The organism is Streptomyces sp. NPDC001714 (assembly GCF_042892755.1).
In the GTDB taxonomy this organism is placed as follows: domain Bacteria; phylum Actinomycetota; class Actinomycetes; order Streptomycetales; family Streptomycetaceae; genus Streptomyces.
Genome location: NZ_JBIAUL010000007.1, coordinates 157,374 through 171,291, shown reverse-complemented (window position 1 = coordinate 171,291; position 13,918 = coordinate 157,374). Strand labels below are relative to the sequence as shown.

11 protein-coding genes and 1 pseudogene are annotated in these 13,918 nt (G+C 72.6%); 6 read left to right on the top strand and 6 right to left on the bottom strand.

Annotation, left to right across the window (positions count from 1 at the left end; all coding sequences use genetic code 11):
• The first annotated feature begins 133 nt into the window (after nucleotides 1–133).
• The 4 genes from ACFY0P_RS20105 (at nucleotide 134) to sepH (ending at nucleotide 4,770) form a co-directional block, all read left to right on the top strand.
• Nucleotides 134–1,372 carry an MFS transporter gene (locus tag ACFY0P_RS20105; RefSeq protein ID WP_388914510.1) on the top strand — a complete coding sequence of 413 codons (1,239 nt, stop codon included), beginning with the start codon at nucleotides 134–136 and terminating at the stop codon, nucleotides 1,370–1,372.
• A complete protein-coding gene (locus ACFY0P_RS20100) occupies nucleotides 1,332–2,651 on the top strand; it encodes a D-arabinono-1,4-lactone oxidase (RefSeq protein WP_388914507.1) in 1,320 nt (439 codons plus the stop codon). Before ACFY0P_RS20105 ends, ACFY0P_RS20100 begins: the two co-directional genes overlap by 41 nt.
• 17 nt (nucleotides 2,652–2,668) lie before the next feature.
• Nucleotides 2,669–3,055, top strand: coding sequence for a hypothetical protein (locus tag ACFY0P_RS20095; RefSeq protein WP_388914504.1), 387 nt, complete (start codon nucleotides 2,669–2,671; stop codon nucleotides 3,053–3,055).
• A gap of 677 nt (nucleotides 3,056–3,732) precedes the next feature.
• Nucleotides 3,733–4,770, top strand: coding sequence for a septation protein SepH (sepH, locus tag ACFY0P_RS20090; RefSeq protein WP_388914501.1), 1,038 nt, complete (start codon nucleotides 3,733–3,735; stop codon nucleotides 4,768–4,770).
• A 61-nt stretch (nucleotides 4,771–4,831) separates the two neighbouring features.
• On the opposite strand, the gene ACFY0P_RS20085 is transcribed toward sepH, so the two are convergent.
• Nucleotides 4,832–5,674 carry a sulfurtransferase gene (locus tag ACFY0P_RS20085; protein ID WP_388914498.1) on the bottom strand — a complete coding sequence of 281 codons (843 nt, stop codon included), beginning with the start codon at nucleotides 5,672–5,674 and terminating at the stop codon, nucleotides 4,832–4,834.
• 313 nt (nucleotides 5,675–5,987) lie between these two features.
• Between ACFY0P_RS20085 and ACFY0P_RS20080 the strand changes: the two genes are divergently transcribed.
• Complete coding sequence (locus ACFY0P_RS20080) at nucleotides 5,988–6,791, top strand: VOC family protein (protein ID WP_388914495.1); 804 nt, start codon at nucleotides 5,988–5,990, stop codon at nucleotides 6,789–6,791.
• Between the two features lie 78 nt (nucleotides 6,792–6,869).
• Here the strand turns inward: ACFY0P_RS20080 and ACFY0P_RS20075 are convergent.
• The 5 genes and pseudogenes from ACFY0P_RS20075 to ACFY0P_RS20055 all read right to left on the bottom strand — a co-directional run.
• A pseudogene (locus tag ACFY0P_RS20075) lies at nucleotides 6,870–7,641 on the bottom strand (endonuclease/exonuclease/phosphatase family protein); the annotation flags it as partial.
• A 183-nt stretch (nucleotides 7,642–7,824) separates the two neighbouring features.
• On the bottom strand, nucleotides 7,825–8,475 hold the full coding sequence (locus tag ACFY0P_RS20070) for a thymidine kinase (RefSeq protein WP_388914493.1): 651 nt from the start codon (nucleotides 8,473–8,475) through the stop codon (nucleotides 7,825–7,827).
• Nucleotides 8,476–8,516: 41 nt separating this feature from the next.
• The gene (locus tag ACFY0P_RS20065) at nucleotides 8,517–9,710 is read right to left on the bottom strand and encodes an alkaline phosphatase family protein (RefSeq protein WP_388914490.1); all 1,194 of its coding nucleotides are present in this window, start codon (nucleotides 9,708–9,710) and stop codon (nucleotides 8,517–8,519) included.
• Nucleotides 9,710–10,306, bottom strand: coding sequence for a DUF5998 family protein (locus ACFY0P_RS20060; RefSeq protein WP_093498645.1), 597 nt, complete (start codon nucleotides 10,304–10,306; stop codon nucleotides 9,710–9,712). The genes ACFY0P_RS20065 and ACFY0P_RS20060 overlap by 1 nt, the downstream gene beginning before the upstream one ends.
• 124 nt (nucleotides 10,307–10,430) lie before the next feature.
• Nucleotides 10,431–13,280, bottom strand: a complete 2,850-nt coding sequence (locus ACFY0P_RS20055) for a GNAT family N-acetyltransferase (protein ID WP_388914487.1) — start codon at nucleotides 13,278–13,280, stop codon at nucleotides 10,431–10,433.
• Nucleotides 13,281–13,456: 176 nt separating this feature from the next.
• Between ACFY0P_RS20055 and ACFY0P_RS20050 the strand changes: the two genes are divergently transcribed.
• Complete coding sequence (locus tag ACFY0P_RS20050; protein ID WP_007385204.1) at nucleotides 13,457–13,738, top strand: HPr family phosphocarrier protein; 282 nt, start codon at nucleotides 13,457–13,459, stop codon at nucleotides 13,736–13,738.
• Nucleotides 13,739–13,918: the final 180 nt, after the last annotated feature.

The following is a 13,918-nucleotide window of genomic DNA, read 5'->3' as shown; positions in this document are numbered from 1 at the left end:
CCGGAAACAGGAGCGTGAAGAGTCGGATTCGGGAGGTTTATCCCCGGTGCCGGGCGGGTGCAACACGGCGGCCTCGCTCGTAAGCTGTATCAGCCGCAATCACGCCTTACTCGCACATCCGTCGGAGACCCCCGTGCCCAGCCCCTATCGCGCCCTGTTCGCCGCCCCCGGCAGCAAGGGCTTCTCCGCCGCGGGCTTCGTCGGCCGGATGCCGCTGTCCATGATGGGCATCGGCGTGGTCACGATGATCTCCCAGCTCAGCGGGCGGTACGGGCTCGCGGGCGCGCTGTCGGCCACCATGGCGCTGTCCGCCGCGGCGATCGGGCCGCAGGTCTCCCGGCTGGTCGACCGGCACGGCCAGCGCCGCGTCCTGCGCCCCGCGACCCTGCTCGCGCTCGCCGCGGCGGCCGGGCTGCTGCTCGCCGCGCACTACGGGGGACCGGACTGGGTGCTGTTCGTGTGCGCCGCCGGGATCGGCGCGGTGCCGAGCCTGGGCGCGATGATCCGGGCCCGCTGGGCCGCCCTCTACCGGGGCACCCCGCAGCTGCACACCGCCTACTCGTTCGAGTCCGTCGTCGACGAGGTCTGCTTCATCTTCGGGCCGATCCTCTCCATCGGCCTGTCCACGACCTGGTTCCCGGAGGCGGGCCCGCTGCTGGCCGCCTGCTTCCTCGCCGCCGGCGTCTTCTGGCTGACCGCCCAGCGGGCCACCGAGCCCGAGCCGCATCCGCGCGGCCACCACAGCGGCGGTTCGGCGCTCCGCGCGCCCGGCCTCCAGGTGCTGGTGGCGACCTTCGTGGCCACCGGAGCCATCTTCGGGGCGGTCGACGTGGTGACCGTCGCCTTCGCCGACGAACAGGGCCACAAGGCCGCCTCCAGCGTCGTCCTGGCGCTGTACGCGGCGGGCTCCTGCGTGGCCGGGGCGGTCTTCGGGCTCCTGCGGTTCGCGGGGAGACCGGAACGCAGGTGGCTGCTGGGCATATGCGCGATGGCCGTGAGTATGATCCCCCTCCTACTGGTCGGAAACTTGCCGCTTCTGGCCGTGGCGCTGTTCGTTGCGGGCCTCTCCATCGCACCGACGATGATCACGACGATGTCCCTCATCGAAAAGCACGTACCTCGCGCGAAACTCACCGAGGGCATGACCTGGGTGAGCACCGGCCTCGCGGTCGGGGTGGCGCTCGGCTCCTCGGTCGCCGGCTGGGTGATCGACGCGGCCGGCGCCCGTGCCGGGTACGGGGTTCCGGCCGTGTCCGGGGCCGTCGCGGTCGCGGTCGGTTTCCTCGGGTACCGCCGGCTCAGCAGGCCGGTCACGGGTCGGGGAGGCACCGTTGAGCAGTACAGCGAGCGGGAAGAGCGGCACGTGGCGTAACTGGGGAGGGAATGTCACCGTCCGCCCCACGCGGGAGGTCATGCCCGCCTCCGTGGACGAACTGGCGGCGGCCGTACGGCAGGCGGCGGAGGACGGCCTGAAGGTGAAGGCGGTCGGCAGCGGCCACTCCTTCACCGCGATCGCCGCGACCGACGGTGTCTCGATCCGCCCTCAACTGCTGACGGGCATCCGCAACATCGACCGCAAGGCCATGACCGTCACGGTGGAGGCCGGCACCCCGCTCAAGAGACTCAACGTGGCCCTGGCCCGTGAGGGCCTGTCGCTGACCAACATGGGCGACATCATGGAGCAGACGGTCTCCGGGGCCACCAGCACCGGCACCCACGGCACCGGACGCGAGTCCGGCTCGCTCGCCGCGCAGATCAGGGAACTCGAACTGGTCACCGCGGACGGCTCGGTGCTCACCTGCTCGGAGAAGGAGAACCCGGAGGTCTTCGCGGCCGCGCGGGTCGGCCTCGGCGCGCTGGGCATCGTCACCGCGATCACGTTCGCGGTGGAGCCGGTCTTCCTGCTCACCGCGCGCGAGGAGCCGATGCCCCTGGACCGCGTGCTGGCCGAGTTCGACCAGCTCCGGACCGAGAACGAGCACTTCGAGTTCTACTGGTTCCCGCACACCGGCAACACCAACACCAAGCGCAACAACCGCAGCGCGGGCCCGCCGCAGCCGGTGGGGCAGCTGGCCGGCTGGTTCGAGGACGAGTTCCTCTCCAACGGGGTCTTCCACGCCGCGCAGTTGCTCGGCCGCGCGATACCCGCCGTCGTTCCGACGGTCGCCCGGATCTCCAGCACGGCACTGTCCGCGCGGTCGTACACGGACATCCCGTACAAGGTCTTCACATCCCCGCGCCGGGTGCGGTTCGTGGAGATGGAGTACGCGGTGCCCCACGAGGCGCTGGTGGACACGCTGCGGGAACTCAGGGCGATGCTCGACCGTTCCGGTCTCAGGGTGAACTTCCCGGTCGAGGTCCGCACCGCCCCCGCCGACGACATCGCCCTGTCCACCGCCTCCGCCCGGGACAGCGCCTACATCGCCGTACACATGTTCCGGGGTACGCCGTACCAGGCGTACTTCACGGCCGCCGAGCGCATCTTCACCGCGCACGAGGGCCGCCCGCACTGGGGCAAGGTGCACACCCGGGACGCGGACTACTTCGCCCAGGTCTACCCGCGCTTCGGCGAGTTCACGGCGCTGCGGGACCGGCTCGATCCGGACCGGCTGTTCCAGAACGACTATCTGCGGAGGGTTCTGGGTCAGTAGCCGAGGAGTCGTCGGGCGTGCAGGCCGCGCTCGGCTCCCCGCCCGCGGACCCGCTCGGCGACGGTGCCGCGGTCCCCTCGCTCCCGGGCGCGGGGGACGCCACCGAGGAGGACGACGGGGACGGGGCGGGCGAAGCGGCCGTACCCGCGCCGGAGTTCGCGCCGGAAGAACCCGAAGAACCGGAAGAGCTCGGGGAATCCGTGGCATCGGAGGAGTCGGAGGCGCCGGACGACCCCGACGACGTGGTGTCGCCGCTGACCGCGCCGCCGGCCGTCGTACCGGAGCCGCCGCCGAGGCTGTCGCCGGGGACCAGTTCGCAGGCCGTGATGCCGGCCATGGTCACCGTGAACAGCAGAGCGGTCGCGACCACCGGGCGGCGCCGGGTCCGCACCCGGGCGCGGTAGCACGGCGCCTCGGTGAACTCGCCGGACGCCGGGGGCGTTTGCCGCCTGGTCCAGAACCTCCCGAAGCAGGACGCGAGTTCGGCGGCCACCATCGCGGCCACCGGGCCACCCGCGACCTGGGGCACGTTGAGGTCGATCCGCTTCGAACTTCCCTTCACCTCCTCCCCCGTACCGGTCTCGTCACCGGAACCGGGCCTTTCACCCATTCCCGAACCTTGCCTGTCCTTCCCGTACTTGTTCGATCGACCGCAGGGGAAAGGGACGTATGGACGAAACCATTAGTTCCGTTTCTGAGGATTGCGTGAAGTACGCCACGTTCAAGATCGCCCGATACGGGCAAACAACGGCCGGGGAGCGGTTGTTGCCAGAAGTTGGGCGGCGCGCCAATCCACGCACGTGGCCCGAATGGAGTACTGTTGCGAGCCCTGGGTCCGGTCTCCCGCCAGGGCGTCCGAGGCCTTGCAGGACCGCCGGGAGGGGGCTAGTTGCACAGGGTGACGGAGTTGGTCACTTAGCGTTGCGAATAGGTAACCGTGCCATAACGGCGGTGCAGGGCCCGTGCCCGACACGCCGGGCAACTCGGCAAGGTTGTGGCAGGCTGCACCCGGGCAGGCCACACTCGACTAGCGGAAGCAGCGACGCACGTGACGTCGGCAGGCACCACCCGGGAGGTCCCCATGCCCGAACTGCGTGTCGTGGCCGTCTCCAATGACGGCACACGGCTGGTGCTCAAGGCTGCCGACTCAACGGAGTACACCCTTCCGATCGACGAACGGCTCCGTGCCGCCGTACGCGGCGACCGGCCCCGGCTCGGACAGATCGAGATCGAGGTCGAGAGCCATCTCCGGCCCCGAGACATCCAGGCGCGGATACGAGCGGGCGCGACGGCCGAAGAGGTCGCGCAACTCGCCGGGATCCCCGTCGACCGGGTGCGGCGCTTCGAGGGTCCGGTACTGGCCGAGCGCGCCTTCATGGCCGAGCGGGCGCGCAAGACGCCCGTCCGCCGGCCCGGCGAGAACTCCGGTCCGCTGCTCGGCGAGGCCGTGCAGGAGCGACTGGTACTGCGCGGTGCCGAGAAGGACACCGTGCAGTGGGACTCCTGGCGCCGCGACGACGGCACCTGGGAGGTTCTGCTCGTCTACCGGGTCGCGGGCGAACCGCACTCGGCGAGCTGGACCTACGACCCGCCGCGACGGCTCGTCCAGGCGGTCGACGACGAGGCGCGCTCACTGATCGGCGAGTCCGACGACCTCGCCGTACCGGAGCCCAGCTTTCCGTTCGTGCCGCGCATCGCACGGCTGCCACGCGACCGTCCACTGGACCGTTCCGGCGACCGGGACCGCGAGCGGCCGAGCCTGCCCGCGCAGTCGTCAGAACCGGTCGAGGAGACGACCGGCGAACGCGACTCGCTGACCAGCCTGCTGGAGGCGGTGCCGAGCTTCCGGGGCGACATGGTGGTCCCGGAGCGTCCGGTGGAGGTCCCGGAGGAGCCCGCTCCGGAACCGGCGGAGGAGGAGCCGCCGGCCCCGGCGGCCTCGGCCGGCTCCGCCTACGCGGACGTCCTCATGCCTCGCTCCGTCGGCAGCCACCGGGACCGGCTGATCGGTGCCACCGACCGCCAGGCCGAGGCCGACGGCGTCCGCCCCGGCCGCCGGGCCGCGGTGCCGAGCTGGGACGAGATCGTCTTCGGGACCCGGCGCAAGAAGCAGGAGTAAGAGGCTGAAGCAGGAAGGAGGGGGCACGCACGCGTGCCCCCTCCTTCCGCTGCGCTCTGCGCTACTGCGGGTCGGGGCCGACCGCCACCGGACGGGACGGGTCGGCGGACCACTCCGACCACGAACCGACGTACAGCGCCGCCTCGATGCCCGCGACGGCCAGCGCCAGCACCTCGTGGGCGCCGGACACGCCCGAGCCGCAGTACACGCCCACCTCGACCCCCTCCGAGGCACCCAGCCCCTTGAAGCGGTCGCGGAGTTCGGCGGCGGGCAGGAAGCGGCCGTCCGGGCCGACGTTCCCGGTGGTCGGCGCCGACACGGCGCCCGGGATGTGGCCGCCGACCCGGTCGATCGGCTCCACGTCACCCCGGTACCGCTCGCCCGCGCGGGCGTCGAACAGCACACCCGAGCGGGCCAGTGCCGCCGCCCCGTCCGCGTCGAGCAACTGCCCCGCACCCGGGGCCGGTTCGAAGTCACCCTCGGCCGGCTCGGGCACGTCAGTCGAAAGAGCGCCGGACCAGGACGGCAACCCGCCGTCGAGGACCCGCACGTCCGGGTGACCCGTCCAGCGCAGCAGCCACCAGGCGCGCGCCGCCGCCCAGCCCTGTCCGCCGTCGTACACCACGACCGGCCGGCCCGCCGACACCCCCGCACGGCGCATCGCAGCGCCGAAGACGGCCAGGTCGGGCAGCGGATGCCGGCCGTTCTCGCCGGGCGGCGAGGCGAGTTCGCCGTCCAGGTGCACGTAGACGGCGCCCGGCAGATGCCCTGCCGCGTAGGCCGCCCGGCCGTCGAAGGGCGGGGTGCCGGGCGCGGTCAGCTGCCAGCGGACGTCCAGCAGGACGGGCGGGGTCGGCCCGGTCAGGTCGTCGGCGAGTTCGGTTGCGGTGATGATGGCTTCCATGGCCCCATCCTTACGCCAGGGGTGGCCGCATCGTCCAGGTACGACTACTCTGCTCGGCCGGACAGCCTCGATCACCGGGCGTACGGGATCGGGCACATGCTGTGCAGCTGATGGACACCCGACGGCAATCGACCGGAAACGGGCGAGAAACGGCAGACCAGGCATCCTCGCGGCGGAGCCGCCCCACGGCCGTGGACGCAGGCCACCACGGAGGGTGCGAGCATCGGCACGGGGCGTGTCCGCGGCTGCGGCACAGCCGGTCCGGAGAGCGGAAGCGACACGGCCACCGCGAGGGGCCGAGGAGAGAGTGACGATGACCGAGGTACGGGGAGCAGCCGGCCCGAACGGCGACACGCACGCTCGGCGCGCGCCCGGCACCCCCTGCTGGGTGAGTCTGATGGTGCACGGCTTGACCGCGACCGAGGAGTTCTACGGCACCTTGTTCGGCTGGGAGTTCGAGCCCGGCCCGCAGCAGCTCGGCCCCTATGTCCGGGCCCTGCTCGACGGGCGGGAGGTCGCGGGCATCGGGCAGCTGTCGCCGGACCTGCGTCTGCCGATCGCGTGGACGCCGTACTTCGCCTCGGACGACGTGGACCTGACGGCCGAGACGGCCCGGCTGTGCGGCGGCACGGTGGGCGTCGGCCCGCTGGACGCCGCCGAGGCCGGGCGGCTGGCGATCGCCTCCGACCCCTCGGGCGCGGTGTTCGGCATCTGGCAGGGATCGGCCCATCTCGGCACGACCCTGACCGGCGTCCCGGGCACACCGGTCTGGGACGAACTGCTCACCTTCGAGACGTCGAGCGTCGCCAAGTTCTACGAGACGGTGTTCGGTTACGAGGAGGAGCCGGTGGTGTCCGCCGACTTCGACTACGTGACCCTGCACGTCGGGGGCCGCCCGGTGGCCGGCATCCACGGCGTCGGCCTCTCGCTGCCCCGGGACCGGGGGCCGCACTGGCTGACGTACTTCGAGGTGGCCGACGCGGACGCGACCCTGCGGGAGGTCGCCGAGCTGGGCGGGCAGGTGCTGAGGCCGGCCCGGGACAGCGCGCACGGGCGGGTCGCGACGGTGGCCGACCCGGAGGGAGCGGTCTTCTCGGTGATCGAGAGCCCGCGCTGAGCCGCCGCCGGAGTGGAACGGTGCGCGTCCACCCGTCCCACGCCGCGGTGGGCTCGGCCAGTGCTTCCGGCACTTGCTGACGTCGATCCGTACGATCTGCGGGTCGTGGTCGCCGGCCTGGTCCGCGAACTCGGCGTTGTTGTGCACCACGTCGTAGGCGACGTGGGTCACCGCCGGCTGGTCAGGATGTGGTCCAGGGTCTGCGAGTTGCCGTCGTACACGTAGGTGTAGCGCTGGTCGGCCGGCACGGTGGTGATCAGCGGGGTCAGGACACCGCCGTCCGCCAGATCGGTCACCGTCTGCGAGAACTCGTAGTCGTTCAGGTCGCCGAGCACCACGGCCTTGGCGTCCTTGTCCGCCGCGAGCAGGGACTTGACGAAGGTGTTGACCTCGGTGGCCTGGGCCGCGCTGGTCTCCGAGCTGCGGGCGGGCGGCTGGCAGCGGCCGTGCAGGGGCTGGTCGCCGCCCTTGGAGACGAAGTGGTCGGCGACGACGAAGACGGTCCGGCCCTGGAAGGCGAACTCGCCCACCAGCGGCTTGCGGCTGTCGTCCCAGGCGTCGCTGGTCGGGTCGATCCGGCCGGGAGAGTAGGTAGGTCGCCCTTGTGCGTCTTGACGACACCCGTGCCCGTGGTCGCGTCGCCGCCGGGCCGGTCGGTGAAGGAGACCCGCTTGGGGTTGAAGAGGAAGACCTGACGGATGTTGCCGCCGGGCTCGCCGCCGTCCTTGTCGTTCTCGGGTGAGATGTAGCGCCAGGAGTAGCGCGGGCCGCCGGCCGCGCGGATGGCGTCGGTGAACAGCTTGAGGGTCGCCTCGGCGGTGACGGTGCCGTCGTCCGTCGCGCCGTTGTCGCAGGGTCGCGCCGGAGTTCCCGCCTCCGCCGTACACCTCGGCGATCACCGCCGTGACGGACGGCGTCGCGTACGCGCGGGAAGGGCGGTCACCGCGAACGCGCTCGCCACGCTCACGGAAAGGGGCGGGGGCACAGGGGGCGCCGGCGCCAAGGTCAGGCCGGGGCACCCGCGTGACGTGGGTCAGTCGGAGGTGACGGGCAGAACGTCCGGAGAGAGCGCGCCGGCGTGGGCGGAGGCGCTCGTCACGCGGCGGCGGTGGTGGCGCCGGCACAGCACCTCGTAGCCGACGTCCGCCGCGGGGCTGCTCACGTCGCCGACGACGACCTGCTCGCCCTCCACCACCATCTCGCCGCCCACCGTGCGGGCGTTGTGCGTGGCACGCGCCCCGCACCAGCACATCGCCTCCACCTGGAGGGTCTCCAGGCGGTCCGCCAGCTCGATCAGCCGCCGCGAGCCGGGGAAGAGCTTCGTGCGGAAGTCGGTGGTGATACCGAAGGAGAAGACATCCAGGCCCAGGTCGTCCACGACCCGCGCCAGTTGGTCGATCTGCTCGGGCTCCAGGAACTGCGCCTCGTCCACGATCAGGTAGTCGACCCTGCCGCCCTGCGACACCCGGTCGACGACGTGGGCGTACAGATCCATGCCCGGCACCGCCTCGACCGCGTCGGTCACCAGTCCGAGCCGCGACGAGAGCTTCCCCTCCCCCGCCCGGTCGTCCCGGGTGAAGATCAGCCCCTGCAGCCCCCTCGCCGACCGGTTGTGCGCGATCTGCAGCGCCAGCGTCGACTTCCCGCAGTCCATCGTTCCGGAGAAGAACACCAGCTCGGGCATGGCGAGTTGAACACCTTTCGGTCAGTGGTGGGGGCAGGGTGTCAGGAGCGTACTTCGAGCAGCGGCACGAGCTGCTCGGCGGGGGTCATCGAGCCGTGGTTGCCGACCATCGCCGACTCCTTGGGCTCCCGCTCGGACGCGATGATCAGGACGTCGTCGTGCGCGGCCGCGACCACGTCGCCGATCCGGTCGTACACCCGCTCCTCGAACCGGTCCGGCGGGCCGAACCAGCCGGCCGCGATCGCCTCGTCCCGCGAGGCCACCCAGAACTGCTCGCCGAGCACCTCGCGCCAGCAGGTCAGGACGTCGCTCGCGGCGCCGGGCACCGCGTAGACGTGCCGGGCCCGCCCCTCGCCGCCGAGCAGGGCGACGCCCGCCTTGAGCTCCCAGTCCTCGTCGAAGTCGATGCGGTGCTGTTCGTCGAACGGGATGTCGACCATGCCGTGGTCGGCGGTGACGTACAGCGCGCTGCGCGCCGGGAGCTGCTCGGCGAGCCGCTGCACGAGCCGGTCCACGTGCATGAGCTGGCCGCGCCAGGTGTCGGAGTCCACGCCGTAGCGGTGCCCGGCGCCGTCCAGTTCGGCGTAGTACGTGTACACCAGGGCACGGTCGGCGGCGGCGAGTTGCTCGGCGGCGAGGTCCATCCGCTCCTCGCCGGTCAGCCGCCCGTGAAACGTTCCGCCGCTGAGCGCGACCTTGGTGAGGGGGGTGTGTTCGAAGTGCGGGGAGGACACCTGAGCGGAGTGCACCCCCGCGTCGGCGGCGAGCTGGAAGACGGTGGGGTACGGCTGCCAGGCGGCCGGGTCGGTCCAGGGCTGCCAGCGCAGCTGGTTCATCAGCTCCCGGGTCTGCGGGTTGCGGACCGTGTAGCCGGGCAGGCCGTGCGCGCCCGGGGGCAGACCGGTGCCGACGGAGGCGAGGGAGGTCGCGGTGGTCGCCGGGTAGCCGGCGGTGAGGGGCCGTCCCGTGCCGCCGCGCGAGCTGCCGAGCAGCGAGGTGAGGAAGGGTGCCTCGTCCGGGTGGGCCTTGATCTGCTCCCAGCCGAGCCCGTCGATCAGGAAGACGCAGTTGCGGTCGGCGGGCGTCAGCTCCGTGATCGACGCGGTCATTCCGGGTACGGCCATGCCCGCGGCCAGGGTGGGCAGGAGGTCGGCGAGGGAACCGCTGCCGTACTCGGGCAGCGGCGCGGAGCCGAGGGCGAGGGGTTCCGGATGGTCCCAGGCGGCGTACGCCATCAGCGGGTGACGTCCGCGGTCGCCTCGGAGATGGCCTGCGCGAAGGCGAGCGCCTGGCGCACCGTCTCCGGGCCGTCCCCGGCCTCGCTGACCCGCAGGCTGAGGTCGTCCGCCGTGGAGTTGCCGGTGTAGCCGTGGTCGGCCTCGCAGTTGGGGTCGCCGCAGGCGGCGGGCTCCAGGTCGATGCGGGAGACGGCACCCCAGCCGATGGTCAGCACGATCTCGCGGGGCAGGGTGCCCGGCGTGTACTGCTCCGGGTTGGCCACGACCCGGCTCACCACCACCGACGAGATCCGGCCGAGCTTGACCGACTCGGTAGAGGTGGTGGCGTACGGCGTCGGGGAGGTGCTGTCGGCGGCCTGCTCGTCGGTGTGGCTGACGATGAAGCGGTTGCCGGTGAGGACGAGGACGGTCACGTGCCGCCGCACCTCGTTCTGGTCGAACGTCGTCTCCTGGTGGACCAGGTACGACCGGATCGGCTCGCCGCCGATGGCGGCCTCCACCGCCTCGGCCACGAGGGCCGGGTAGTAGCCGCTGCGCTCGATCGCGACACGCAGCCCCTGGGTCGTCGTACTGGTCTTGGCCATGGCGTCCATCCTAATCCGTGGGCAAGGGGACCCGGGCCAGTCGTGCGCGCTCGCGTCCGACGCCGCCGCCGTCGCGCGCGGCCGCGTCGAACGCCGCCGAGGTGGGCGGGTGTTCGACGCGGCCGGTGGGCGGTCAGTAGGCGGGCAGGGTGCGGGGTCCCAGATCGTCGCGGGCCGGCGGTGGTGCGAGGCGGACGGTGGCACCGAGGACGCTCACGCCCTGCCGGGCGACCACGACCGGCTCCAGGGTGACCGCGACCACCTCGGGGTGGTCGTCGACCAGCCGGGAGACCCTGAGCAGCAGTTCCTCCAGGGCGGGCGTGTCGACGGGGGCCGAGCCGCGCCACCCGAACAGCAGGGGCGCGGTCCGGATCGAACGCACCAGTGAGGTGGCGTCCCGGTCGGTGACCGGAACCAGCCGGTGCGCCATGTCGCCGAGCAGCTGCGAGGCGGCCCCGGCGAGGCCGAAGGACACCACGGCCCCGGCGGCCGGGTCGATCACGGCGCGTACGACGGTGTCGACACCCCGGGGCGCCATCCGCTGCACCACCGGCCGCAGCTCCTCGGGCGGCCCGAACAACTCGCTCAACTCCTCGTACGCCCGGCGCAGTTGCTCTTCGTCCGCCAGGTCGAGCCGCACCCCGCCCAGGTCGGCGCGGTGGCGCAGGTGAGGAGCGGTGGCCTTGAGGGCGACGGGGTAGCCGAGGTCACGGGCGGCTGCGACGGCGGCATCGGGGGTGGGGGCGGGCAGCGCGCGGTGCACGCCGATGCCGTACTTGCCGAGCAGCCGGCAGGTCTCCTCGACGCCGATGGTGAGCCCCTCGCCGCGCTCGAGCAGCGCGCCGATCAGCTCGGCGGCGCCCCGCTCGTCGATGTCGTCGAACTCGGGCACCTTCCCGGGCTCGGCGGCCTCCCGCTGCCACTGCGCGTACTTGACAGCCTCGGCGAGCGCCCGAACGGCCCGCTCGGCGGCGGGGTAGGCGGGGATGAGACGGGAGTAGGGGGTGTGGGGGGTGGGGAGCTTCGCTGGTACCTCGGTGGGCAGGCGTTCCGCAGGGCGGAAGGGGTGGGCACCGCCACCGGTGCCGGGTGCCGGCGCAGCCGCTTGCGGTGCGGTACGGCCCGCAGCCGACAACGCCTCCGCCAGCCCCCCGAGCTCCACGTGCACCACGAGCACCGGCTTCCCGGGAACCCCCTCCGCCGCCGACCTGAGCGCCTCCGCCAGCTCCGCGTCCCCCACCGCCCCCTCCCCGATCGTCGGGATCGCCGTGACGACCACCGCGTCGCACGACTCGTCGGCCAGCGCCCGCGACAGCGCCCGGTGGAAGTCCGCCGCACTCGCCCGCGTCGTCAGGTCCAGCGGCCGGGCCGGCCGCAGCCCCTCGGCCAGGCACCGGTCGTAGGTCAGCAGCCCGAGCGACTCCGAGTTGCCGATGATCGCCACCCGCGGCCCCGCCGGCAGCGGCTGCCGCGCGAGCAGCAGCCCGGCGTCGACCAGCTCGGTGATCGTGTCGACGCGGATCACGCCGGCCTGCCTGAGCAGCGCGGACACCGTGGCGTGCGGCAGCCGCGTCGCCCGTACCGCGTGGCCCGGCGGCGCCTGCCCGGCGCCCTGCACCACGACCAGCGGCTTCGCCGCCCCCGTCCGCCGCGCGAGGCGGGTGAACTTGCGCGGGTTGCCGATGGACTCCAGGTACATGAGGACGACGTCGGTCTCGGGGTCGTCGTACCAGTACTGGAGGACGTCGTTGCCGGAGACGTCCGCGCGGTTGCCGGAGGAGACGAAGGTGGAGACGCCCGTGGTGCCGGTGACGCCGCCGCCGCGCCGGTGAAGCCGCGACAGCAGGGCGATGCCGATGGCGCCGGACTGGGCGAACAGGCCGATGCGGCCGGGGCGGGGCATCTCGGGTGCGAGGGAGGCGTTCAGCCGGACGTCGGCCGCGGTGTTGATGATCCCGAAGGCGTTGGGGCCGATGATCCGCATGCCGTACGTGCGGGCCTGCCGGACGAGCGCGCGCTGCCGCTCGCGGCCGTCGGGTCCGCTCTCCGCGTAGCCGGCGGCGAGGACCACGAGCCCCTGGACGCCGTGTTCGCCGCACTCGGTGACGACCTCGGGCACGTGCTCGGCGGGTACGGCGACCACCGCGAGGTCGACAGGCCCGTCGATGTCCCGCACCGAGCGGTGCGCGGGCACCCCGTCGACCTCCTTGAGGTCGTCCGGGAAGGCCTGGTTCACGGCGTGCAGGCGGCCGGTGAAACCGGCGTCCCTCAGGTTGCCGAGGACGCTGCGGCCGACCCCGCCGGGCGCGCGGCCGACTCCGATCACGGCCACGGACCCCGGTGCCAGCAGGCGTCGTACCGAACGGGCCTCCGCGCGCTGCTCGCGGGCGCGCTGCACGGCGAGGGAGCGGTCCGTGGGCTCCAGGTCGAACTCCAGCCGGACGACACCGTCCTCGAAGCTGCGCTTCTGGGTGTAGCCCGCGTCCATGAACACCTTGATCATCCTGGTGTTGGCGGGCAGCACCTCGGCGGCGAAGCGGCGGATCCCGCGCTCGCGCGCGACGGCCGCGATGTGCTCGAGGAGGGCGGAGGCGACACCCCGCCCCTGGTGGGCGTCCTGGACGAGGAACGCGACCTCGGCCTCGTCGGCGGGCGCGGAGGCGGGCGTTCCGTCGGCGCCGATGCGGTCATAGCGTACGGTTGCGATGAACTCGCCGCCGATGGTGGCCGCGAGTCCCACCCTGTCCACAAAGTCGTGGTGCGTGAAGCGGTGGACGTCCTTGGCGGAGAGCCTGGGGTAGGGCGCGAAGAAGCGGTAGTACTTCGACTCGTCCGAGACCTGCTCGTAGAAGCTGACCAGGCGCTCGGCGTCATCGACGGTGATGGGCCGGATGCGCGCGGTACCCCCGTCGCGCAGCACCACGTCAGCCTCCCAGTGGGACGGGTACTCGTGCCGGTCCTGCGGGTCCGCCGGGGTCTGCATGGGCCCCAGAGTACGGCTCGCGTCCGACAACGTCGCGAGGCAGTCTGTGGAGGACGGACGTCGGACCGAGGCCGCGGTCCGGCGACACACCCGGAGGGGTTCACGTCCCCTCCGGGCATGCTTCACGATATGGGAAACTGGTCTAGACAACCCTGAACACCGAAGGGCAGCATCACATGGCTGAGCGCCGCGTCAACGTCGGCTGGGCCGAGGGTCTCCACGCCCGCCCCGCTTCCATCTTCGTCCGGGCCGCCACGGCCGCAGGTATCCCGGTGACGATCGCCAAGGCCGACGGCAACCCCGTCAACGCGGCCTCCATGCTGGCTGTCCTGGGACTGGGCGCCCAGGGCGGCGAGGAGATCGTCCTCGCCTCCGACGCCGAGGGCGCCGACGCGGCCCTCGACCGCCTGGCCAAGCTGGTCGCCGAGGGTCTCGAGGAGCTCCCCGAGACCGTCTGAGCGCCCGGCGCCCGCACGGTCCGAGGCCGCGCCACCCCCTCGGGGGTGGCGCGGCCTCGCCGCTTCCCGCCGCCCCACCCGGGCCGTCCGTCACATGCCGCAATTCCATGACAGCCGCACATGACTTCACGACGGGACCGCACACGGCTTTACGAAGGCCCCGCCCCGGAGTTTGCGGAG

What these genes read in the sequence shown, in the direction of transcription:
- ACFY0P_RS20060 (WP_093498645.1), bottom strand. Translation starts at nt 10,306, where the DNA reads ATGGACGCCATGGCCAAGACCAGTACGACGACCCAGGGGCTGCGTGTC.
- ACFY0P_RS20085 (WP_388914498.1), bottom strand. Translation starts at nt 5,674, where the DNA reads ATGGAAGCCATCATCACCGCAACCGAACTCGCCGACGACCTGACCGGG.
- ACFY0P_RS20050 (WP_007385204.1), top strand. Translation starts at nt 13,457, where the DNA reads ATGGCTGAGCGCCGCGTCAACGTCGGCTGGGCCGAGGGTCTCCACGCC.
- ACFY0P_RS20070 (WP_388914493.1), bottom strand. Translation starts at nt 8,475, where the DNA reads ATGCCCGAGCTGGTGTTCTTCTCCGGAACGATGGACTGCGGGAAGTCG.
- ACFY0P_RS20080 (WP_388914495.1), top strand. Translation starts at nt 5,988, where the DNA reads ATGACCGAGGTACGGGGAGCAGCCGGCCCGAACGGCGACACGCACGCT.
- ACFY0P_RS20055 (WP_388914487.1), bottom strand. Translation starts at nt 13,280, where the DNA reads ATGCAGACCCCGGCGGACCCGCAGGACCGGCACGAGTACCCGTCCCAC.
- sepH (WP_388914501.1), top strand. Translation starts at nt 3,733, where the DNA reads ATGCCCGAACTGCGTGTCGTGGCCGTCTCCAATGACGGCACACGGCTG.
- ACFY0P_RS20065 (WP_388914490.1), bottom strand. Translation starts at nt 9,710, where the DNA reads ATGGCGTACGCCGCCTGGGACCATCCGGAACCCCTCGCCCTCGGCTCC.